Consider the following 19791-nt stretch of genomic DNA (forward strand, 5'->3'; position numbering starts at 1 on the left):
CAGAGAACCCTCAGAACCGTCACAGCGGGCCCGAACCGCTGGCCCCATAGGCTGACCCGCATGATGCGTAAATGGGTGGATCGAGCATTGCTCGTCCTGGGGTGGGGCGCACTGATCGCGGCGGTGGTCGGGATCGTGTTGCATATCGTGAACTGGCAGCAGAAGCCGATGGTGTTGCTGGCATCGGGGGCGATGTGGTTGATGCTCGGCGCGGTCGTCGGACTCGCGTTGATCCTCGCCGCCCGCGGATGGCGCAGTGCGGTCGCCGGGGGTGGGGTGCTCGCCGGTGTGCTGTGGCTGGTCGTGCCGTCCTATATCCCGGAGAGCAGGGCAGCCGACGGGCCGGAACTGGTTGTGTTGCAGTCGAATATCCTCTTCGGTCAGGCAGACGCCGCCGCAGTGGTCGCTGCGGTGCGGGACAACACCGTCGATGTGCTGACCATCGAGGAACTGACCGTCGACGCGATCACGCGCTTGCGGACGGCGGGACTGGACAACCTGCTGCCCTACGTCTATCTGGAACCGGCCCAGTCGGGCGGCGGTGGCACCGGCATCTACAGCCGATACCCGTTGCGCGACACCAGGAAATACGACGGCTTCATCATGAGCAACATCTCCGCGACGATGGAACATCCGCAGCGCGGCCCGATCTCGGTGTTCGCCTTCCATCCGATCCCGCCGAATCTGCACTTCGCCGCGTGGTCGGCGGAGATGCGCCGCGTCGACGAGATCCTGGCGGCCACGAGCGCGCCCGCCATCGTCGGTGCGGATTTCAATGCGACACAGAATCATTCGGCCTACCGCGCCCTGCTCGACGGCCCGTTCGCCTCGGCCGCCGACCAGACCGGCGACGGTGTCCTGCTCACCTACCCGGCCGATCGCCGATGGGGACCGGTGATCGGGATCGACCACGTCCTCGTCGCGGGCGGTGTGGCCGAACAGATCCGCACGCTCACCCTGCCCGGCACCGATCATCGCGCGGTACTGGCGACAGTCCGGATGGACCGCTGACCGAAGTCGATTACCATGTGAGCGCTCGACATCGGACCGCTAGGCGTCCGTGTCATTCCCCGGGGAGGAAAAGCAGATGATCGAACATCGGTTCGCTGTCGGCGTTGCCGCGGCACTGGTGAGCGTCGGCATGCTCGTATCCGGTTGCACGGCGACAACTGTCGCCAGCGACCAGGCGGTGCCGACCATGGACAACCCGTGGGAGGTGGCGGGCGCGACGTCGAACAGCGGGCCGAGCGGTTCACGCCCCGGGGTGCCCGACACCGACAAGAAGGCGGAAAACGGCGACAACGGCAAGATCGACAAGCTCGCCCTCAACGCCATCGCCGATATCGAAGAGTATTGGCAGACCGAGTATTCCAAGACCTTCCGCGGCACCTTCAAGCCCGCGTCGAAGTACATCTCGTGGTCGGCCAAGGCGCCGGAGTCGGAATCGGTGCAGTTCTGCAAGAGCAGCACCTACAAGCTGGTCAACGCCGCGTACTGCCCGCTCGACCACACCATCGGCTGGGACCGCTCGGTCCTGCTGCCGCTGCTGGTCGACAAGTACAAGGAGATGTCGGTGGTGATGGTGCTGGCTCACGAGTACGGCCACGCGATCCAGTCCCAGGCCGACCTGCTGCGCGGCTTCCTCACCGACGCCCTGGTGAAGGAGCAGCAGGCCGACTGCCTGGCCGGTGTGTTCCTGCGCCATGTCGCCGAGGGCAACTCCAAGCACTTCACCCTCAACACCACCGACGGCCTCAACGGCGTGCTCGGCGCGACCGTCGCCGTGCGCGACCGCGACCCCAATGATCCCGACGCCGTGCACGGTTCGGCGTTCGAGCGGGTCACCGCGGTGCAGATGGGGTACACCGAGGGCGCCAAGTCCTGCAAGGGCATCAACAAGGACGAGATCGACAAGCGCCGCGGCAGCCTGCCGGTCACCTTCGAGGACGGCGAGCGCGATGAGCAGCTGCCGGTGAGCCAGGAGACCCTGAGCACGCTGGCCACCCAGCTGGGCAAGTCGATGCCGGTGCAGAACGCGCCGAAGTTCGACTACGCCGGCGTCACCCGCAACTGCTCCTCGACCACCACGACCGAACCGGTGTCGTACTGCCCCGGCAGCAACACCATCGGCACCGACCTGCCCGCCATGGCCAAGCGCGCGGGCGAGGGTGCCAGTGGCAAGGAGGAGCCGCTGTCCGCGGTGGTCACCGGCGACTACAACGCCGCGGTGGTGTTCGTGTCCCGCTACGCCCTCGCGGTCCAGCAGGATCGCAAGCTGTCGCTGACCGGCGCCGAGTCGGCGGGCCTGCGCACCGCGTGCCTGTCCGGTGCGCTGACCACGAAACTCAGTGAGCCGAGCAGTGATCCGCGCCTGTCGGCGGGCGACCTCGACGAGGCCGTGTCAGGCCTGCTCGCCGACGGCCTCGCGGCCGCCGACGTCAACGGCAAGGTGGTGCCGAGCGGTTATCAGCGCCTCGAGGCGTTCCGCACCGGCGTCCTCGGCGGCGAACAAGCCTGCCTGACCCAGTTCAAGTAGTCAGCGCGCCGCGGGCAGTGACCGCAGGGAGCTGAGGGTGTTCGCCACCGCGCGGGCAGCCTCGGCTCCCTTTGTCACGAAGTGGTTGGTGTAGTAGTCGACGTGCTCGCTGTGCTCGTGGAAGTGGTGCGGGGTGAGCACCACCGAGAACACCGGCACGTCGTTGTCGAGCTGCACGCGCATCAGGCCGTCGATCACCGCGGTGGCGACGAAGTCGTGGCGGTAGATGCCACCGTCGACGACCAGCGCCGCGGCCACGATCGCCTCGTAGCGGCCGGTGCGGGCCAGGCGCTGGGCGTGTAGCGGGATCTCGAAGGCGCCGGGGACGTCGAACACCTCGACGACCGCGGGGTCGAACCCTAGGCCGGCGTATTCGGCGAGGAAGCCCTCGTGAGCCTTGGTGACGATGGAGCTGTGCCAGCTGGCGCGGATGAAGGCGACGGCGCCGGTAGACGTGGTTCCCATGGGCGGAGTCTACTAGGCCAAAAGCTACTCGTCGGTAACATGTTGGGAAAGCCATGCGGTGACATCACCGATGACCTGGTCGCGCTCGGGTTCGTTGAACACCTCGTGGAACAGCCCTGGGTAGCGCAGCACCGTCACGTCGGCCGAGCCGGTGTCGCGTTCGAGCAGGTCCGAGCTCGACGGCGCGGCGATGGTGTCGGCGGTGCCGTGCAGCACCAGCAGCGGCGCGGTGAGCGCGCCGAGCCGCTGCTTCACCAGCGCGGTGTGCTGCAGGATCTCCACCGCGGTGCGGGCGGGCAGCTTGCCGCGGAACACCAGCGGGTCGTCGTCGTAGGCGCGCACCACCTCGGGATCGCGGCTGATCGTCGACGAATCCAGGGTCAGCACACCGAGATTCGGCGCGAACCGGGTGAGCAGCGGGGCGGCCAGGCGCTGCGCCGGATTGCCCACCGCGATGTCCAGCGGCGGCGCCGACAGCACGATCCCGGCCACATCGACCGGCCCGCGGGTCGCCAGATGCAGCACCACCAGGCTGCCCATCGAATGGCCGAGCAGGAAGCGGGGCACGCCCGGATGGGCGGCGCCCGCGAAGTTCAGCAGCGTCGCCACATTGTCGGCGGCGGCGTGCATCGACCCGATATTGGCCGCGGCGCCCTCCGACAGGCCGTGCCCGATGTGGTCGAGCGCGTACACCGCGAATCCGGCCGCGGCCAGCTTGTCGCCCACGTACTCGTAGCGGCCCGAATGCTCGGCGACGCCGTGCACCAGCACCACCACCGCGCGCGGTGCGGTCTCGGGTTGCCAAGCGCGCCAGACGATCCGGCCGCCCTTGCCGGCGAATTCGCCCGTGTCCGTCGTCATCGCTGCGCTCCTTCTTCGGGGCCGGGCGCCACCGCGAGTCGTTCGAGCAGGCGCCGGTTGAACTCGATCAGTCGAGCGTAGTTGAGCCGGGAGATCCGCTCGTCGGTTCCGTGGATCCGTTCCAGGTCGGCCGCGGTCAGCACGATCGGCGCGAAGTTGCAGCGGGTCTCGGCCAGGCCGTCGTAGTGCCGGGAATCGGTGGCGCCCGGCACGAGCCCGGTGGTCGTCACGATGCCGGGGACCACGCCGGTGGCGAGCTCGGCGATCAGGTCGAACGCTGGACCGGGGCCGGTGACCCGCGAGGGTTCCGACGCGGGCCCGACCAGGTCGATCGCCACGCCGATGTCGCGGATCACCCGGCGGCAGTGCGCGAGCACCGCCGACACCGAATCGCCGGGCAGGATCCGGAAATTCACCAGCGCCTCGGCGCTCTGCGGTAGCACATTGGCCTTCACGCCGCCCCGGATCACCGTCGGGGCCGTCGTCGTGCGGACCAGGGCTTCCGTGGTCGGGCCCGCCGCCAGTATCCGCGCGATGAGCGGACCCGCCACCGTGGACAATCCCCGCGTCTCGGTGAACTCGAGCAGCTTGCGCCGGGGTTCGGGCAGGGCGACCCGCATCCGGGCGAGCATGTCGGTGATCACCGGGGTCAGCCGCAACGGCATCGGATGGTCCTGCACCCGCGCGACGGCACGCGCGATCCGCCCGACCGCGGTCTGCTTGCCCGGCATCGAGGAGTGCCCGCCGGTCTCGGTGACCGAAAGCCGCACCGTCGCATAGCCCTTCTCGCCGAGCATGATGCTGGCCACCGGCCGGTCCACTCCGTCGGCGACCCCGTCGGTGATCACCCCGCCCTCGTCGAGCAGCAGATCGGCGCGCACCCCCTCGGCGCGCAGGTGCCCGGCCATCCGCACCGCGCCGCCGTCGCCGAAGACCTCCTCGTCGTGACCGAAGGCCAGATAGACGGTGCGCCGCGGACGGATTCCCGAGCCGAGCGCCCACTCGACCGCCTCCAGCACGGCGAGCACCCGGCTCTTGTCGTCGATCGCGCCGCGGCCCCAGATGAACTCCTCGTCGACGACACCGGCGAACGGGGGATGGGTCCAGCGCTGCGGATCGTCGACCGGGACCACGTCCTGGTGGGCCAGCAGGATCGCCGAGGCGTGGCCTGGCTCGGCGCCGTCCCAGCGATAGAGCCTGCTGCGGCCGAAGGTGGTCACGGTCAGCTCGGCGTGCGCCCGCGGGAACGCGGCCTCGAGGTGTTCGGCCAGCCGGACGAACTCCGCGTCGGCGGTGTGCGCCGGATCCTCGGTCGAGACCGTCACGCACCGCAGGGCCGCGGCCAGGCGTTCGGCGACCTCGTCGTCGACGCCGTCGGTGACGGGGGAGCTGGCCGGGTTCTCGGTGATCGGGCGCATCCTAGGCATTCTTGCCCGTACTCGCCCGGTTCGCCGCCGAAGGCGTCCGAATCGCCGTATTCGTGTCGGAGCGTCATGCGGTCCGACGGGTCGGCGGCGGGGCATCTAAGCTGAGACACATGGCAGGAGGCAAGGGCGGCAAGCCGTCGAAGGAAGCCAGGGCCGCGGCTAAAGCGGCCCGCAAGCAGGCATCACGCGAACGGCGTCAGCAGTTGTGGCAGGCGTTCAACATGCAGCGCAAGGAAGACAAGGCGCTGCTGCCGCTGATGATCGGCGCACTCGTCGGCACCACGGTGGTCTTCTTCCTCATCGGTCTGATCTTCGACATGCAGTGGTTCCTGCTGCCGCTGGGTCTGCTGCTCGGTGTGCTGTTCGCGTTCATCATCTTCGGACGTCGCGTGCAGAAGAACGTCTACCGCAAGGCCGAGGGCCAGGCCGGTGCTGCCGCGTGGGTGCTGGAGAACCTGCAGGGCAAGTGGCGGGTCGCCAACGGCGTCGCGGCCACCACCCAGCTCGACGCCGTGCACCGCGTCATCGGCCTGCCCGGCGTGATCTTCGTCGCCGAGGGCTCGCCGCAGCGGGTGAAGTCGCTCATCGCGCAGGAGAAGAAGCGCACCGCCCGCCTGGTCGGTGACACCCCCATCTACGAGGTGATCGTCGGCAACGACGAGGGCCAGACCCCGCTCAAGGATCTGCAGAAGTTCCTCACCAAGCTGCCGCGCAATATCGATGTCAAGCGGATCGACCAGATCGAGGGCAGGCTGTCGGCCCTCAGCTCGCGCAGCGGCCCGGCCATGCCGAAGGGCCCGATGCCCCCCGGCGCCAAGATGAAGGGCATGCAGCGCGCCATCCGCCGCCGCTGAGCCCCACCGATCGCCGCGAGCCCGGCACCTGACCCCCAGGTGCCGGGCTCGCGGCGTTTTCAGCTGTTCGGCGTCCGTCCGGTCAGCAACCACAGGACCCGGTCGTAGGCCAGTAGGTGATACGCGACGAGCACCGCCGCCGAGACAATCGCCAGGCGGGACAGGCCGGCGCCCCACAGCGCCGCGGCCCCGCCGAACAGCACGGCGACCTCGACGGCCAGCCGCACCGGACCGGGTACCGGCACCGGCGCGGCGCCGCTGCGACTCGGATCATCGGGTACCGCGAACGTGCCCCACAGCACCGCGGCCGCGATCGGCAGCACGACGACGAGCAGATATCGCCAGGGGGAATCGAAGGCCCGCCATCCGTACACCCCGAACGAGGCGATGGCGATCAGTTCGAGCAGAAAACGCACGGCCAGCAAGGCCGGATTCAGTGACACCGCAGGAGCGTACCGGTGAACGTCGCCCGGTCCGAGCGGCTTTCCCACGCTATCGTCGGGACGTGTCTTGGATGATCTACGGTGCCAACGGATATACCGGTGGCTTGATCGCCGCCGCGGCGGTCGCGTCGGGCCATGCGCCTGTCCTCGCCGGGCGGGCGAGCGAGGCGGTCACGCGGCTGGCCGATCGGCTCGGGGTGCCCTCGCGCGTTGTCTCGCTGACCGACGCCGCCGCGCTGGATGCCGCGCTCGCCGATGTCTCTGTCGTCGCGCACTGCGCCGGACCGTTCTCGGCGACCTCGGCGCCGATGGTCGAGGCGTGCTTGCGCACCGGAACGCACTACGTCGACATCACCGGCGAGGTCGAGGTGTTCGAGGCGATCTACGCCAAGCACGACGAGGCCGTGGCCGCGCAGGTCGCGCTCGTTCCCGGGGTCGGCTTCGACGTGGTCCCCACCGAGCATCTCGCGGTCCGGCTGGCCGCGAAGCTGCCGGAGGCGACCGACCTCGACATCGCGCTGATCAGCCGCGGCGGCTTCAGCTCGGGCACTCTGCTGACAGCGCTCGAGGGCGTCGGCCTCGGGGGCCGGGTGCGCAGTGGTGGCGAACTGGTCGCGGTGCCGATGTCACACCGCTCGGTCCGGGTGCCGACGACGCGGGGGACGGTCCTCGCGCACAGTGTGGCGCTCGGCGACATCAGCGCGGCCTACCGGTCCACCGGCATCCCGAACATCACCGACTTCACCGTGGTGCCGCTCGCCGCGGCGGCGGGGGTGGCCGAGCCGGTGCTGCGCCGGATTCTCGGCGCCCGCCCCGTGCAGCGCGCCGCGGCCGGTGCGGTCCGGGCTCTGATCTCAGGGCCTTCCGATGCCCGCCGCGCCGAAACGCGCAGCGAGCTGTGGGCACGGGCCACCGCGCCGGACGGGCGCACCGCCTCGGCAGGCCTCGTCGTGGCCAACACCTACGACTTCACCGCCGCGAGCACCCTCGCCGCGGTGGAGCGGCTGCTCACCGATGCCACGGTCACGCCGGGCGCGTGGACGCCGAGTCAGGCCTTCGGCGCGGATTTCCTGCAGGCGATACCGGGCGGCCTGGTCGAGAACCGCGAGCTCTGAGGCTCGGCTCGGGCCTCAGCGCGCGTTGACCAGCGCGGTTCCGGTGGCGCGGTCGTGCATGCCGCGACCGTCGGCGTCGGTGAACAGCGCCGGGACGACGAACACCAGCAGCACCTGCCTGGCCAGCGCGCGCACGAAACCGACCGCCACCGGGGCGTCGATCCGGATCACCCGCAGCTTCATGAAGTACTGGCCGGGGGTGAATCCGAACAGCGTCACCGCGGCGATGCCGATCACGAACCACACCAGCAGCGTCATCGACGACGAGGCGAAGCTGCGGGTGATCACCGCGGCGATGCCGACCGCGATGAACCAGTCGATGAACAGGGCGACGACCCGGCGCCAGGTCGCGGTCAGCGACCCCGCCCCTTCGCGTGGCAGCCCGTACAGCTCACCGGGGTAACCGGATGTTTCCGGGTCGCCCGGTTCCGCGGGGTTTCCGGAGAGCCATGTGCCGGTGATGCGCGCCATGGCTTCCAGGATAGTGGCGCGCTATCGCCCGCCCACGACCGCATTAGTGGAGGTCACGTCATCGCGCGATCGGGCGGATGGCAGGATTACGATGCAGGTCGCGCCCGGATGGCCGAGATCACCCTGGCTTCCGGCACGCGTAACACTGGCGAAACACAGCCTTGACTGTAGGGAAACACCGCGTCCATAGCGTCAGGTCGCGACGAACCCATGCATCGTGACTGGCTGGGAACCGATCCGTAAGGAGAACAAGTGACGTTCAGCACGGCCGAAGAGGTCATCCAGCACATCAAGGAAGAGGACATCGAATACGTCGATATCCGCTTCTCGGACCTTCCCGGCGTCCAGCAGCACTTCTCGATCCCGGCCAAGGCGTTCACCGCCGACCTGGCGGAAGAGGGTCTGGCGTTCGACGGCTCCTCGGTGCGTGGCTTCCAGTCGATCGACGAGTCGGACATGCTCCTGCTCCCCGACTTCAGCACCGCTCGGATCGACCCGTTCCGTGCCGCGAAGACGCTCAACCTGAACTTCTTCGTGCACGACCCGTTCACCCGTGAGGCGTACTCCCGCGACCCGCGCAACATCGCGCGCAAGGCGGAGGAGTACCTGCGTTCGACCGGTATCGCCGACACCGCCTACTTCGGTGCCGAGGCCGAGTTCTACATCTTCGACGGCATCCGCTACGGCTCGGGCATGAACGGCTCGTTCTACGAGATCGAGTCGGTCTCGGGCTCGTGGAACACCGGCAACGAGTTCAACCCGGACGGCAGCCGCAACCTGGGCTACAAGGTCCGCAACAAGGGTGGTTACTTCCCCGTCGCCCCGTACGACCACTACGTCGACCTGCGCGACAAGATCTCGACCAACCTGCAGAACGCGGGCTTCGAGCTCGAGCGCGGCCACCACGAGGTCGGCACCGCCGGTCAGGCCGAGATCAACTACAAGTTCGGCACGCTGCTCGGCGCTGCGGACGACCTGCAGCTGTTCAAGTACATCGTGAAGAACACCGCGTGGCAGGAAGGCAAGTCTGTCACCTTCATGCCGAAGCCCCTCTTCGGTGACAACGGCTCGGGCATGCACGTGCACCAGTCGCTGTGGAAGGACGGCAAGCCGCTGTTCCACGACGAGGCCGGCTACGGCGGCCTGTCGGACCTGGCGCGTCACTACATCGGCGGCATCCTGCACCACGCGCCGTCGCTGCTGGCGTTCACCAACCCGACCGTCAACTCGTACCACCGTCTGGTGCCAGGCTACGAGGCCCCCATCAACCTGGTGTACTCGCAGCGCAACCGCTCCGCCGCGGTCCGCATCCCGGTCACCGGCAACAACCCGAAGGCCAAGCGCATCGAGTTCCGCGCGCCTGACTCCTCGGGTAACCCGTACCTGGCCTTCGCCGCCATGATGATGGCCGGCCTGGACGGCATCAAGAACAAGATCGAGCCGCTGGCTCCGGTCGACAAGGACCTCTACGAGCTGCCGCCCGAGGAGGCCAAGAACATCCCGCAGGCCCCCACCAGCCTCGCGACGGTCATCGACCGCCTCGAGCAGGATCACGACTACCTCACCGAAGGCAACGTCTTCACCGAGGACCTGATCGAGACCTGGATCCAGCTGAAGCGCGACAACGAAATCGCGCCGGTCAACCTGCGTCCGCACCCGTACGAGTTCGAGCTCTACTACGACGTGTAAGCCTGACCTGCGGGAACGGGCCTGATCGGCCCGTTCCGTACGCAGTGGGTACGCGGTAAACGGTTTCGAGTCCGCCCGCTCCGTGATCACGGAGCGGGCGGACTCGTCTGTATCCGGCCGGAGATGCCCGTACGTGTCCGCGCGCTATGAACCACCGAGCGACATGGACGGCACCGTGCGCGTCGAGCAACCGTCCGGCGCGGCCTGCCCTGCCAGACGCTCATCGATCCACCGCAGGACCGCGGGAGTCGCGCTGATCGCGAGACTGACGTGCTCGCTCAATTGGTCCCGCGTGTAGGTGATCCGCACGCCCGATGCGCACCACTGTGCCACCGCCTTGTCGGGCCCGGCGATGGTGACGATCTCGTCGTGCACGGCGTTGTAGAGGAACAGCGGCGCGGTCTGCGCCACGGGGCCGAAGTCCAGCTCGGCCAACGACGGCTGTAGCTCCTCGATCAGTTGCGCAAAAGGGACCGTCAGGTAGTCGTCCATGCGCAGGAACGCATGCTGAGCCACGTTCGCCGTCACGCATTTGCTGTCACCCGCAGCCATCAGAGCTTGCCCGGCGGGCGTCAGATATTTGTCGAAAGCCGCCGCCAGACGCGGATCGGCACGCATCATGCCCGGCAGGAGCGACGGCAGGAAACCGGAGAACGGACCGGCATCGAGCGTCCCCAGGTAGCTGCCGAGGGGCGCTGTCCAACCACCCATGGCGACACCGACCAGTCGTATTTCGGGAGCGTAGGTCGGCTGCACGTGCGCGGCCCAGCTGGTACCGATCGACCCGCCGGAGTAGCCCATCGCCGCAACCGGAGTATCGGTGCCGGGCAGGCCGAGTGGCGCGAAACCCTGGGCCGCGCGCACTCCGTCGAGCGCGGCGTAGCCCGGCTGTCTCGGGGTGATCAGCGTCCCCTTCGGCCCCTCCCAGTCGGGTACGGAAATCGCATGACCGGACGCCAACATCTGGTCGATCTGAATGAGGTCCAGCGAGGAGTCGTACTTGTCGGGCGCTCCTTGCCGGAGCACGAACGAGGGCGCGCACTGCGGGGCCGAGGCATCCGTGGCGGGCTGATAGGAGATCAATCCTTTGACCTGCCCGGTTCGTGGGCGCAGCACCGTCGTCACGGTCGCCATGGGTCGGCCGTCGGTATCGGTCGTTCGGTACAGCAACTGCCAGGCATCGGCGTCCTGCGCCTGTGGTTGCATTGAGGCCACCTCGACGGGTCGCGAATTCAGGATGGTGCCCGGCGCCTCCGAGTCCCAGCCCGATGGCGGGGTGTAGAACGGGTCGTTCTGCGGAGTCGGCAGCGGATCCGCGTTACCGACCGCCATGGGAGTGCCGGTTAAGCACAACACCGCTGAAACCGCGATCAGAACCGAACGCAGCTGACCGCGCTTGACCGCTGAACACGTTGCGCCACAGGCTGATACGACACTGCCCATCTTTGGACTTCCCTCCCGGGGACCGCCGCTCGCGAATCCCCCTGAAGGCAGTCAGAGTACATCCCACGATCGGGATGGATACCCGAACCGACGACGAAGATCACGCCGGTCGCGCCACGCCGAGCTATCGCGCGGCGAGCTTCGAGTGGATGGCCGTGATGAAGGCAGCGGGGTCGGGGTGGGGACCGGGGCCGAGGTTGAAGTGGCTGCGGTTCGCCCAGGATCCGAGCATGGTGGCGTCGTTACGGTCCGCCGACTGGAAGGTGGCGCGTTCGAGGGTGAACACCCTGACGTCGTCGGAGTTCTCGGGCAGGACGACCGCGACGAAATGTGCTTCCGCCGCGGCGGCCGGTGCCGGTAGTTCCACGAGCAGCAGCTGGAATCCGTCGGCGTCGATGCGGCGGCCCGCGATGCCATCGCTCGGCAGGCGGTCCTCGGCGGCCAGGCGCTCGCCGATGCTGTCCCACAGGTATTTCAGCTGTTCGGTGTAGCCGTGCGGCGGTTCGTCGGTGACCATGCGCGCGCCGAGCCGCTGGGCCAGGTTCGGCAGGACCTGGTGTGCGAACTGGTAGTGGTGAGTTCTCGGCTCGGCCATGGTGATTCCCTCCCGTAGCGAGTGGGATTCCCCACCCGTGCCGGAGAAGCTACCCGGTGGGTCCGACACCGAGACACCGTGCCCGATCGACGAGGTGATCAGGTCCGGACGAACAGGCGCAACGATTCGTCGACGACGGCGTCGCGGGTGCGACCCTCGGGGTCGGCGTCGGGGCGGAGCCAGATCGAGGCGTGGTTCAGGATGCCGTGCAGGCAGTGCAGCGCGACCGACGGATCGGGGCAGTCGAATTCGCCCGATGCGATGCCCGCGTCGACGACCTCGCGGAAGATCCGATCGTGCCGGCGGCGCATGGCTTTGATGGATTCGGTGTGCTCGGCAGGCCATGGCGCGGGGAACGAGAAGAGCTTGCCCACTTCGGGATACAGCACCGTCAGCACCCGCAACTGCTCGGCGACGAGCGAACGAAGCCGGTCGGTCGCGGACCGATCCGCCGCGGCATCGAGAGCCTCGCTCAGGTGAGTCAGCACATCGGAGGCCAGCTTCTCGAGCGCCGCGGAGACCAGCGCGTCCTTGCTCGGAAAATAGTGGTAGAGAGTGGCTTTCGCGATGTCGGAACGCTCGGCGACGTCTTCGAAACGCATCCCCTGATAGCCGCTGCCGGACAGGATCTGCAGCGCGGCATCGATCATCTCCGCCTTGCGGCGATCGCGTCGTCTCGCTGCGCGCCCGGCGGGCACGACGCTCTCGTCCGCAATCGAAGTCATCGGCCGATCATATCCGGGCCGATTGTCGAACCATCCGGCCAAGTTGCCCGGATCGGCCCTCGGACCCGCGCCTGTGAAGTCGACCACAAGGATGGTCCAACCGACTGGTGAGATGAAAACTCGACCCGTAGGTTGAGTTTTGTGACGGACATGAGCGCACCGGCGACCAGCTACTTTCAGCGACTCGGCACCCACCGCTTCGTGCCGACCGTCCACGCGGGCGGCGCCTGGAGCACTGACGAGCAGCACTTCAGCCCGCTTGCCGGGCTGGTCGTCCACGAGATCCTGCGCACACGGGCGAGCGAACAACGCCCCGAGCTGGTCATGAGCCGGATCAGCTTCGACATCCTCGGCCGGATCGGGTTCGAGGAGTTCGACATCGACGTCAAGACGATCCGGCCCGGCCGCACCATCGAACTGGTCGAGGCCACTGTCACCATCGCCGGCCGCAGCGTCGTGAGCGCCCGCGCCTGGATGCTGAGCACCCAGGACACCGACAGCGTCGCGGGCGGGGAGCCCGACCGGCTGCCCGCACCCGAATCGCTGTCGCCGTGGCCGCTCACCTCGATATGGCCCGGCGGCTACATCGCCTCGCTCGACACCCGCCCCGTCGGCCACCCGCAGCCGGGACGAACCACGGCCTGGATCCAGTCGGCGGTGACTCTGGTAACCGGCGAGTCCACTCATCCGCTGGCGTCGTTCCTCGCGCTGGTGGACACCGCGAACGGCATCGCTGTCCGGCAAGAGCCGACCAAGTGGATGTTCCCCAACGTCGATCTGACCATCCACTTGTACCGGCAACCCGAAGGCTCCTGGACCGGCCTCGACACCAGTGTCACGTTCGGCCACGCCGGACAGGGGCTGACCACCACCGTGCTGCACGACACCCGGGGACCGGTGGGAGTGGCCGAGCAGATCCTGACCGTCCGCCCGCAGCCGTAGCGACACACCTCGGCCCCAGGTTCTCGGGGCTGGACGCCGCTGCCGGGAGCGGCAATAGTCCATCCGTGCAATGGGGTGCGATGGTGGCGCGGGTCGTCGCCGGTGTGGCGTTGGCGCTGGGTATGGCGGCGCCGGTCTCGGCCGAGCCGGTGAACGCGGCGTTCACGTGGACGCAGGAGTATCTGACCGCGCCGGACGGCACGCGACTGCACGCCGATGTCCTGCGGCCCGCGGGTCTGGCCGACGACGTGCGCACCCCGGTACTGCTGACCGCCAGCCCGTACCGTGCGCACCTGGCCTACCTCACCCAGCCGCGCCCCGAAGGCGGGCCGTCCACCGACAACCTGCCGGTGGAGTGGGCATTGAAGTCCGGCTACACCTACGTGATCGTGGATCTGCGAGGCTTCGGCGGCTCCAACGGGTGCCCGGATTTCGGTGGCCCGGGGGAGCAGTCCGACGTGACCGCCGCGGTGGAATGGGCGGCGAGCCGACCCTGGTCCACGGGCCGGGTCGGCGTGGTCGGCACCTCCTACGAAGGCTGGACCGGCATGCTCGCGCTGGCCGCGAAGCCGAAGGGACTGGCCGCGGTCGCGGCCTTCGAGCCGGTCGTCGACCCGTACTCCTACCTGTACATGCAGGGCATCTCGTGGAAGTTCGGCGGAAAACCGCTGACCGAGGACGGCCTCCGCCCCGCCGACTTCGCCGGCCCGGAGCACCTCGCCATCGCCCACACGCCGGGCCGCTGGGACGACTCACCCGAATACCAGGCCAACGCACTCCAGATGACCAAGGAGTGCACCGACAGCTACCTCGCGCTCACCACCGACCACAACGCCGCCAACCCGGGCTGGCGGGACCGCGACATCGTCGAGGACCTGCGTGGCAACACGACTCCGCTGTTCCTCGGCCAGAGCTTCCTCGACTCCAACACCCGAGCCGACCGCGTCATCGACGCCTGGCAGGGGATGGGCCCCGGCGAGCACCGGGCATGGTTCGGTCAGTGGGGTCACTCGGACTGCCGCAGCCGCTGTGGCACACCGCATTTCAACGCGGAGCTGGCCGCGTTCCTGGACCGGCACGTGGCAGGTGCGGCGGTGGAGGTCCCCGGACCTCCGGTCACCGTCGGCCAGTTCGACGGCGGTTGGCGCAGTGAAAGTGTCTGGCCTCCAGTCGATTCCCAGCGCGTCACCGTCGACCTGCGCACCGGCACGTTCCAGGATCGCGGTCTGCTTCCCGGCCCCGACCGCGAAATCTGGTCGGTCTCCGCGCCCGTGGCCAGCGCGCTGCACCTGGCGGGCCGGGCCACCGCGACGCTGAACCTCGCCGGACCGCCGAATGCCACTGTCGCCCTGGAGCTCTACGACATCGCGCCCGACGGTCGCGCCACCGTCATCACCCGCGGCATCGCGCCGGTCGGCCCGGAGGCGCAGATCCGTCTGCTCTGGCAGGACGCCCGCCTGACCATCGGCCATCGCCTCGGCATCCGAATCACCGATGTCGTCGACGACGTCTGGTCCCACGCCCCGGCCAACGCCACCGTCACGGTGACGGCGGCGCATCTCGAGCTCCCGCTACTCACCAACCCCCGCGAGACCGATCTCGCAGGCGGCGTACCGATTTGGCACGCCAGATGGCGGACCGAGGAAACGATCCAGCTCGACCAGGGAATGCTGAACGATCCCGCACGAGTCGTCGACCTGCACAACCCGGTCGGTTAGTCGCGCCGCGACGCGCTGAACCGCGCGACGCTCTGATTCGCGCGGTGCAGGCCGAGCGGGCGTCGCTGCTGGATCATCACGTGAGCCACGAATGGGTCTGAGGTGTGTGTGGGAACCGTGGAGGTCGAGACGGGTGCGCCGCTCGTCAGCGACGCAACAACACCGCCGCGTCATGGCACAACCGGTCGATGATCGCGGCGGCGGGTTCGATGTGGGTGATGAGGCCGACGCCCTGCCCGGCGTCGACCGGCGCGATGGTGACGTCATCGGACTCGATAGCGGCACGGAGCATCTCGGCGCTCGGCCGCGACTCGTCGAACTCGGGCCGCGACCAGGGATCGGTGACGTCGTTGCGCAGCACCCGAGCCGGATAGATCGGCGGCCACGGCAGGTCGAGTGTTTCATCGAACGCGGTGGTCACGACGGTATGGGTGGAATCGGCCGCGAGCATCGCCCGCCGGGCGTTCTCCGGCACCAACGACTCGTCCGCCGCGGCCAGGCAGGTCCCCAGCCATGCCCCCGCCGCACCGGCCGCGAGCACCGCGGCGAGCGTGCGCCCGGAACCGATCCCGCCCGCCGCCAGCACCGGAACCGTCGCGATATCGAGCACCGCGTCGAGCAACGGCAGGAGCGCGAGCCGATCGGCGCCGTGCCCGCCACCCTCGCTGCCCCGCGCGACGAGCACGTCGATACCGGCATCCTGCGCGCGATGCGCACCGGGCACGTCGTAGACCTGCGTCACCGCGAGAATCCCCGCTGCCTGCACCACCGGCACCCACGAGAAATCGGTGCCGAAACTGATCGACAGAATGCGCGGCTGCGCGGCGATCGAGGCCTCGAGCAGCCCGGTTTCGCGCTGCCGCACCCAGTCGACGAGCCCGATCCCGGACACGGTGCCGCCGGCGGCGGCGAGCTCGCGCTCCAGCGCGGCCACCGATCCGGCGCTGCCCATCCCGATCATGCCCAGCCCACCCGCCGCGGTCACCGCCGCCGCGAGCCGTCCCCCCGCCGCACCGCCCATCGGCGCGTTCACCACCGGCACACGCAGACCGATCGAACGCGACCACGGTGTCGCCAGGATGTCCTGTTCCGCTGTGCTGGTCATGGGCTCGGCACCTCTCGTCGTGGCTCGGCCCACCCATCATGCCAAGCGCCGGTGACGTTGATCGCGCACGCCGCGTCCGAAAGGCCGAGGACCGCGCCGCTCGAGCGTATGTTCGTCAGCAGTGTCGCAACGACGAACGGGGGATCGGATGACGATCAGGGATCGGCTCGAGGAGGCGGTCGCCGCGCCGCCGACGGTGTTCGGCGAACCGATGGAGACGGCCGACGGCACGACCATCATCACCGTCGCGCGCGGTAGTGCCTTCGGTCGATCGGCGCGCCCGGTCGGCGTGTTCGTCGTGCACGAGGGCCGCGCGCACTGGACGCCCGCCGTCGACTCCAATCGCATCGCCCAGCTGGGGGAATGGATCGGCCTGCTCACCGGGGTGATCGCGACGCTGGCGATTCTGCGCCGCCCGCCGTGGCCTGATCTGCGCCGCCGTTGAGTCCGTGCAGGGCCAGCGCCTCGAAACGTCGCCACGCCCGTGCGGGCGGGACGGGGGCGTTCGGGTCGATCACCGTGCCGAGAGCACCGACCAGCCCCCACGACAGGAACGCGACAGTGTCGGCGGCCAAGCCGTCGACCAGCTCGCCGATCAGGTCGGCTACGCATCGCCGGTAGGCGTGCAGCACCGTCGTGGTCGCCTTCGGCCCGATGAGCGGCTGGTACACCTCGGGATACTGCGCAGCGAGATGGAACATCACCCGCAGCGGCGCGATCGGCGAGCCAGGGGCGGTGGTTCTGGCGATCTCGCGGCGCAGGAACTCGGTGCAGCTGACCAGCAGCAGATCGTCTTTGTCGCGGTAGTGCGCGTAGAAGGTGGAACGCCCGACATCGGCTCGGTCGATGATGTCGCTGACCGTCACCCGGTCGTAGCCGCGTTCGATCATCAACTCGATCAGCGCGCGGTGCAGGGTGTCCCTGGTCCGGCGGACCCGGCGATCGGTGTGCTCGGCCATGCGTTCCTCCACGGGACGGATGTACCGGATGTGTCCGGAATCGGACAGATCCGGCGGTTCTGGTTCTGGTCGCTGCCGTGGCTGCGTTCGACCATGGACCCATGTCAAAGAACCAGCTTCGCACTCCCATGTTCGTCGACGACAGCGACACCGGCCTGGTCATCGCGGGCCTGCGCCGCTACAACCTGTTCACCGCGGTGTTCTTCCTGGGCAGGCAGCGTCGTCTGCTCGCCGAGTTCGTCGCGAAGGCCGGTATCGCACCGGGCCACCGCACGCTCGATATCGGCTGCGGGCCTGGCAAACTCGTGCGTGCCGCCGGCGCTGTGACCGGCCCGTCCGGTACGGCCGTCGGGGTCGATCCCTCGGCGATCGCGGTGGCCGACAATCGGCAGCGTGCCGGCGGGGCACAGTTGCGCTACGAGCAGGCCCCGGCGCAGGACCTGCCCTTCGACGACGGCGAATTCGCTGTCGTCACCTGCACTTTCGTCATGCATCACATTCCGGCCCCGCATCGCGGCACCGCGCTCGCCGAGATGTGGCGGGTCCTGCGCCCCGGCGGCCGGTTGCTGCTCGCCGACGCCTCACCCACCCCGGGGACGCGCCGGGTGCTCGCCCCCTTCTTCGGCGGCGGCAACCCCTTCGCCGACGCCGACATCCGCCACTACACCGACCAGCTGCGCGACATGGGATTCACCGAACTCGAGTACACCCAGAGCAAGTACCAAACCGGCATCCTCACCGCGGTGAAACCCGCTCCCCACTGATCCGGGCCACCTGTCGGTGGCCTCGGCTAGGGTCGGACTCGACAGGATCCAATCGAGCACGGGGGTGCGGTATGGAGTTCGATCAGCGGGAAACCGAAGCACGCGAGTTCGCCGTCGAGGCGCACGGCGACCAGCGCTACGGCGAACATCCCTACGTCACCCACCTGGCCGCGGTGCGGGCCGTGCTCGACGATTTCGGCTACAACGGCTCGCTCGCCGTCGCCGCCTGGCTCCACGACGTCGTCGAGGACACCCCCGTCACCGCCGAGGAGGTCGAATCCCGTTTCGGCCGTGAGGTTCTCGACCTCGTATGGGCGGTCACCGGCATCGGCCCCGACCGCAAGGCCCGAAACCTCGACGCCTACAGCAAGATCACCGCGCACCCGCCGGCCGTGATCCTGAAGCTGGCCGACCGCACCGCCAATGCCGAAGCCAGCCCGCCCGGCAGCAGCTGGATGGGCATGTACCGCACCGAACACCCCACCTTCAAGGCCCATCTGGGTGAGCTGCTCGCCGACGATCCGACGGTGGCCCGCATGTGGGAACGGCTCGAACGCAAACTGGATCTGTCGGTGGCGCCGCCGACAGATCGCTGGGCCGAGATCGACCGGCTCGCCGCGGCGGGCGACCACGCGGGGGCGATCGCCGCGGTTCAAGCCGCGTTCGACTGCAATCCCGGCGAGGCGGAACTCATCCTCGCCGAACGTTCCTGAGCTGACTCGCACAGGCAGACGGCCCTCGATGTGCTGGGGGGCCGGACGCGGCGCAGCCACATAGCGAACTGACACTCGCGGTTGATCGTCCGGGTGCTTGGTCGTCGGCCGGTCAACCGGTCGCATCCACTGCGTGCTGTTGGGCAGCGGCCGCGAGTTCGTCCTTCGGTCGTCATGACCGAGCGCGCCGTCAGCGCCAGGTCGCCGTCATCCGTGCCGACGCGGGTGGTCGATCAGCCGACCGAATTTACAGCCCGTAGCTGTGCGGCCGCCTCGGCCGCGAGCTCCTGATCCAGTTGCTCGTGACCGGAGGTGCCACCACCACCGGGCCCGCCGTCATCGGCGACGACGCGGCGAGCCGAGAGGTGCACCGCGTCGACGCCGGCGCGATGCAAGGCCGGTATATCGCCGACGGTGATCCCGCCACCGGCCATGATCTGGATCCGTCCGGCGGCGTGCGCGACCATTTCGGCGAGTTCGTCGAGACCGTCGGCGCAGCGTGCGGCGCCGCCGGAGGTAAGTACCCGGGTCATTCCCTGGGCCACCAAGGTGTCCACGGCGGCCGACCGGTCGCATACCTGATCAATGGCGCGATGAAAGGTCAGTTCGATGTCATCGACCGCAGCACCGTCGAGCACACGCTCCAGCACCTCGACGTCGACCCGATGGTCAGCGGTGAGCGCCCCGACGACGAGTCCGGCCACTCCCGCCGACACAGCCGCCCGCGCATCGGCATTCATCACCGCGATCTCGTCGGCCTCGGCATACACGAAACCGCCCGCCCGACAACGGATCAGCGCGTGCACCGGAATCCCGGTCGCCACCACCGCCTCGATCGTCCCGATGCTCGCGGTCAACCCGCCCGTACTGCCCAGCGCCGCACACAGTTCCACCCGATCCGCGCCGACCCGGCGGGCGCCGACCGCACCCGCCACATCCTGCACCGGGAACTCGAGCGCGGTCATC

The 19791-nt window shown here is 68.8% G+C and carries 21 protein-coding genes; 10 read left to right on the plus strand and 11 right to left on the minus strand.

The genetic code is table 11. The features are described from left to right. Positions 1-60 precede the first annotated feature (60 nt). Together IEY60_RS26815 and IEY60_RS26820 are read left to right on the plus strand one after the other, a co-directional pair. On the plus strand, positions 61-1011 hold the full coding sequence (locus tag IEY60_RS26815) for an endonuclease/exonuclease/phosphatase family protein (protein WP_189033235.1): 951 nt from the start codon (positions 61-63) through the stop codon (positions 1009-1011). Between the two features lie 76 nt (positions 1012-1087). Continuing rightward, the gene (locus IEY60_RS26820; RefSeq protein WP_189033236.1) at positions 1088-2536 is read left to right on the plus strand and encodes a neutral zinc metallopeptidase; all 1449 of its coding nucleotides are present in this window, start codon (positions 1088-1090) and stop codon (positions 2534-2536) included. On the opposite strand, the gene IEY60_RS26825 is transcribed toward IEY60_RS26820, so the two are convergent. Genes IEY60_RS26825 through IEY60_RS26835 form a run of 3 tightly spaced genes read right to left on the minus strand, consistent with a single transcriptional unit; the run spans position 2537 to position 5280 of the window. Beyond that, positions 2537-3001, minus strand: a complete 465-nt coding sequence (locus IEY60_RS26825; protein ID WP_189033237.1) for a 6,7-dimethyl-8-ribityllumazine synthase — start codon at positions 2999-3001, stop codon at positions 2537-2539. Between the two features lie 24 nt (positions 3002-3025). Then, positions 3026-3862, minus strand: a complete 837-nt coding sequence (locus tag IEY60_RS26830; protein ID WP_189033238.1) for an alpha/beta hydrolase — start codon at positions 3860-3862, stop codon at positions 3026-3028. Further along, complete coding sequence (locus tag IEY60_RS26835) at positions 3859-5280, minus strand: M20/M25/M40 family metallo-hydrolase (RefSeq protein ID WP_189033239.1); 1422 nt, start codon at positions 5278-5280, stop codon at positions 3859-3861. The genes IEY60_RS26830 and IEY60_RS26835 overlap by 4 nt, the downstream gene beginning before the upstream one ends. Before the next feature lie 119 nt (positions 5281-5399). Here IEY60_RS26835 and IEY60_RS26840 point away from each other — a divergent pair, with 119 nt between their 5' ends. Next, positions 5400-6143, plus strand: coding sequence for a DUF4191 domain-containing protein (locus IEY60_RS26840; RefSeq protein ID WP_189033240.1), 744 nt, complete (start codon positions 5400-5402; stop codon positions 6141-6143). 59 nt (positions 6144-6202) lie between these two features. Here the strand turns inward: IEY60_RS26840 and IEY60_RS26845 are convergent, their stop codons facing one another. Then, on the minus strand, positions 6203-6586 hold the full coding sequence (locus tag IEY60_RS26845) for a YrdB family protein (RefSeq protein ID WP_189033241.1): 384 nt from the start codon (positions 6584-6586) through the stop codon (positions 6203-6205). A gap of 71 nt (positions 6587-6657) precedes the next feature. On the opposite strand from IEY60_RS26845, the gene IEY60_RS26850 reads away from it, so the two are divergent. Beyond that, positions 6658-7701 carry a saccharopine dehydrogenase family protein gene (locus IEY60_RS26850; protein WP_189033307.1) on the plus strand — a complete coding sequence of 348 codons (1044 nt, stop codon included), beginning with the start codon at positions 6658-6660 and terminating at the stop codon, positions 7699-7701. Positions 7702-7716: 15 nt separating this feature from the next. Here the strand turns inward: IEY60_RS26850 and IEY60_RS26855 are convergent, their stop codons facing one another. Next, a complete protein-coding gene (locus tag IEY60_RS26855) occupies positions 7717-8172 on the minus strand; it encodes an RDD family protein (RefSeq protein WP_189033242.1) in 456 nt (151 codons plus the stop codon). A gap of 252 nt (positions 8173-8424) precedes the next feature. Between IEY60_RS26855 and glnA the strand changes: the two genes are divergently transcribed. Further along, entirely contained in the window at positions 8425-9861 is a 1437-nt protein-coding gene (gene glnA / locus IEY60_RS26860; RefSeq protein WP_189033243.1) for a type I glutamate--ammonia ligase, read from the plus strand. 144 nt (positions 9862-10005) lie between these two features. Here glnA and IEY60_RS26865 read toward each other — a convergent pair whose 3' ends face one another. The 3 genes from IEY60_RS26865 to IEY60_RS26875 form a co-directional block, all read right to left on the minus strand. Further along, on the minus strand, positions 10006-11304 hold the full coding sequence (locus tag IEY60_RS26865; protein ID WP_189033244.1) for a lipase family protein: 1299 nt from the start codon (positions 11302-11304) through the stop codon (positions 10006-10008). Between the two features lie 124 nt (positions 11305-11428). Continuing rightward, complete coding sequence (locus IEY60_RS26870) at positions 11429-11899, minus strand: hypothetical protein (protein WP_189033245.1); 471 nt, start codon at positions 11897-11899, stop codon at positions 11429-11431. Positions 11900-11997: 98 nt separating this feature from the next. Then, positions 11998-12624, minus strand: coding sequence for a TetR/AcrR family transcriptional regulator (locus IEY60_RS26875; protein WP_189033246.1), 627 nt, complete (start codon positions 12622-12624; stop codon positions 11998-12000). Positions 12625-12774: 150 nt separating this feature from the next. Here IEY60_RS26875 and IEY60_RS26880 point away from each other — a divergent pair, with 150 nt between their 5' ends. Both IEY60_RS26880 and IEY60_RS26885 read left to right on the plus strand, forming a co-directional pair. Continuing rightward, a complete protein-coding gene (locus IEY60_RS26880) occupies positions 12775-13566 on the plus strand; it encodes a thioesterase family protein (protein WP_189033247.1) in 792 nt (263 codons plus the stop codon). 65 nt (positions 13567-13631) lie between these two features. Further along, positions 13632-15284, plus strand: coding sequence for a CocE/NonD family hydrolase (locus IEY60_RS26885; protein WP_229740140.1), 1653 nt, complete (start codon positions 13632-13634; stop codon positions 15282-15284). A 145-nt stretch (positions 15285-15429) separates the two neighbouring features. On the opposite strand, the gene IEY60_RS26890 is transcribed toward IEY60_RS26885, so the two are convergent. Then, a complete protein-coding gene (locus IEY60_RS26890) occupies positions 15430-16365 on the minus strand; it encodes an NAD(P)H-dependent flavin oxidoreductase (RefSeq protein WP_189033309.1) in 936 nt (311 codons plus the stop codon). 172 nt (positions 16366-16537) lie between these two features. Between IEY60_RS26890 and IEY60_RS26895 the strand changes: the two genes are divergently transcribed. Continuing rightward, positions 16538-16834 carry a hypothetical protein gene (locus IEY60_RS26895; RefSeq protein ID WP_189033248.1) on the plus strand — a complete coding sequence of 99 codons (297 nt, stop codon included), beginning with the start codon at positions 16538-16540 and terminating at the stop codon, positions 16832-16834. Here IEY60_RS26895 and IEY60_RS26900 read toward each other — a convergent pair. Further along, positions 16767-17348: a TetR/AcrR family transcriptional regulator gene (locus tag IEY60_RS26900; protein WP_189033249.1), complete on the minus strand. Its 582-nt coding sequence runs from the start codon at positions 17346-17348 to the stop codon at positions 16767-16769. The two genes, IEY60_RS26895 and IEY60_RS26900, sit on opposite strands and share 68 nt — an antisense overlap. 101 nt (positions 17349-17449) lie before the next feature. Here IEY60_RS26900 and IEY60_RS26905 point away from each other — a divergent pair, with 101 nt between their 5' ends. After that, the gene (locus IEY60_RS26905; protein ID WP_229740141.1) at positions 17450-18112 is read left to right on the plus strand and encodes a class I SAM-dependent methyltransferase; all 663 of its coding nucleotides are present in this window, start codon (positions 17450-17452) and stop codon (positions 18110-18112) included. A 71-nt stretch (positions 18113-18183) separates the two neighbouring features. Then, the gene (locus IEY60_RS26910) at positions 18184-18825 is read left to right on the plus strand and encodes an HD domain-containing protein (protein ID WP_189033250.1); all 642 of its coding nucleotides are present in this window, start codon (positions 18184-18186) and stop codon (positions 18823-18825) included. A 233-nt stretch (positions 18826-19058) separates the two neighbouring features. On the opposite strand, the gene IEY60_RS26915 is transcribed toward IEY60_RS26910, so the two are convergent. Then, entirely contained in the window at positions 19059-19790 is a 732-nt protein-coding gene (locus IEY60_RS26915) for a copper homeostasis protein CutC (RefSeq protein ID WP_189033251.1), read from the minus strand. Position 19791 lies beyond the last annotated feature (1 nt).

Source organism: Nocardia rhizosphaerihabitans (genome assembly GCF_014646295.1).
Lineage (GTDB): Bacteria > Actinomycetota > Actinomycetes > Mycobacteriales > Mycobacteriaceae > Nocardia > Nocardia rhizosphaerihabitans.

Bases quoted from the DNA above. Each gene is read 5' to 3' on its own strand.
- IEY60_RS26815 (WP_189033235.1), top strand. From the start codon at position 61: ATGATGCGTAAATGGGTGGATCGAGCATTGCTCGTCCTGGGGTGGGGC.
- IEY60_RS26820 (WP_189033236.1), top strand. From the start codon at position 1,088: ATGATCGAACATCGGTTCGCTGTCGGCGTTGCCGCGGCACTGGTGAGC.
- IEY60_RS26825 (WP_189033237.1), bottom strand. From the start codon at position 3,001: ATGGGAACCACGTCTACCGGCGCCGTCGCCTTCATCCGCGCCAGCTGG.
- IEY60_RS26830 (WP_189033238.1), bottom strand. From the start codon at position 3,862: ATGACGACGGACACGGGCGAATTCGCCGGCAAGGGCGGCCGGATCGTC.
- IEY60_RS26835 (WP_189033239.1), bottom strand. From the start codon at position 5,280: ATGCGCCCGATCACCGAGAACCCGGCCAGCTCCCCCGTCACCGACGGC.
- IEY60_RS26840 (WP_189033240.1), top strand. From the start codon at position 5,400: ATGGCAGGAGGCAAGGGCGGCAAGCCGTCGAAGGAAGCCAGGGCCGCG.
- IEY60_RS26850 (WP_189033307.1), top strand. From the start codon at position 6,658: ATGATCTACGGTGCCAACGGATATACCGGTGGCTTGATCGCCGCCGCG.
- IEY60_RS26855 (WP_189033242.1), bottom strand. From the start codon at position 8,172: ATGGCGCGCATCACCGGCACATGGCTCTCCGGAAACCCCGCGGAACCG.
- IEY60_RS26865 (WP_189033244.1), bottom strand. From the start codon at position 11,304: ATGGGCAGTGTCGTATCAGCCTGTGGCGCAACGTGTTCAGCGGTCAAG.
- IEY60_RS26870 (WP_189033245.1), bottom strand. From the start codon at position 11,899: ATGGCCGAGCCGAGAACTCACCACTACCAGTTCGCACACCAGGTCCTG.
- IEY60_RS26875 (WP_189033246.1), bottom strand. From the start codon at position 12,624: ATGACTTCGATTGCGGACGAGAGCGTCGTGCCCGCCGGGCGCGCAGCG.
- IEY60_RS26880 (WP_189033247.1), top strand. From the start codon at position 12,775: ATGAGCGCACCGGCGACCAGCTACTTTCAGCGACTCGGCACCCACCGC.
- IEY60_RS26895 (WP_189033248.1), top strand. From the start codon at position 16,538: ATGACGATCAGGGATCGGCTCGAGGAGGCGGTCGCCGCGCCGCCGACG.
- IEY60_RS26900 (WP_189033249.1), bottom strand. From the start codon at position 17,348: ATGGCCGAGCACACCGATCGCCGGGTCCGCCGGACCAGGGACACCCTG.
- IEY60_RS26905 (WP_229740141.1), top strand. From the start codon at position 17,450: ATGTCAAAGAACCAGCTTCGCACTCCCATGTTCGTCGACGACAGCGAC.
- IEY60_RS26910 (WP_189033250.1), top strand. From the start codon at position 18,184: ATGGAGTTCGATCAGCGGGAAACCGAAGCACGCGAGTTCGCCGTCGAG.
- IEY60_RS26915 (WP_189033251.1), bottom strand. From the start codon at position 19,790: ATGACCGCGCTCGAGTTCCCGGTGCAGGATGTGGCGGGTGCGGTCGGC.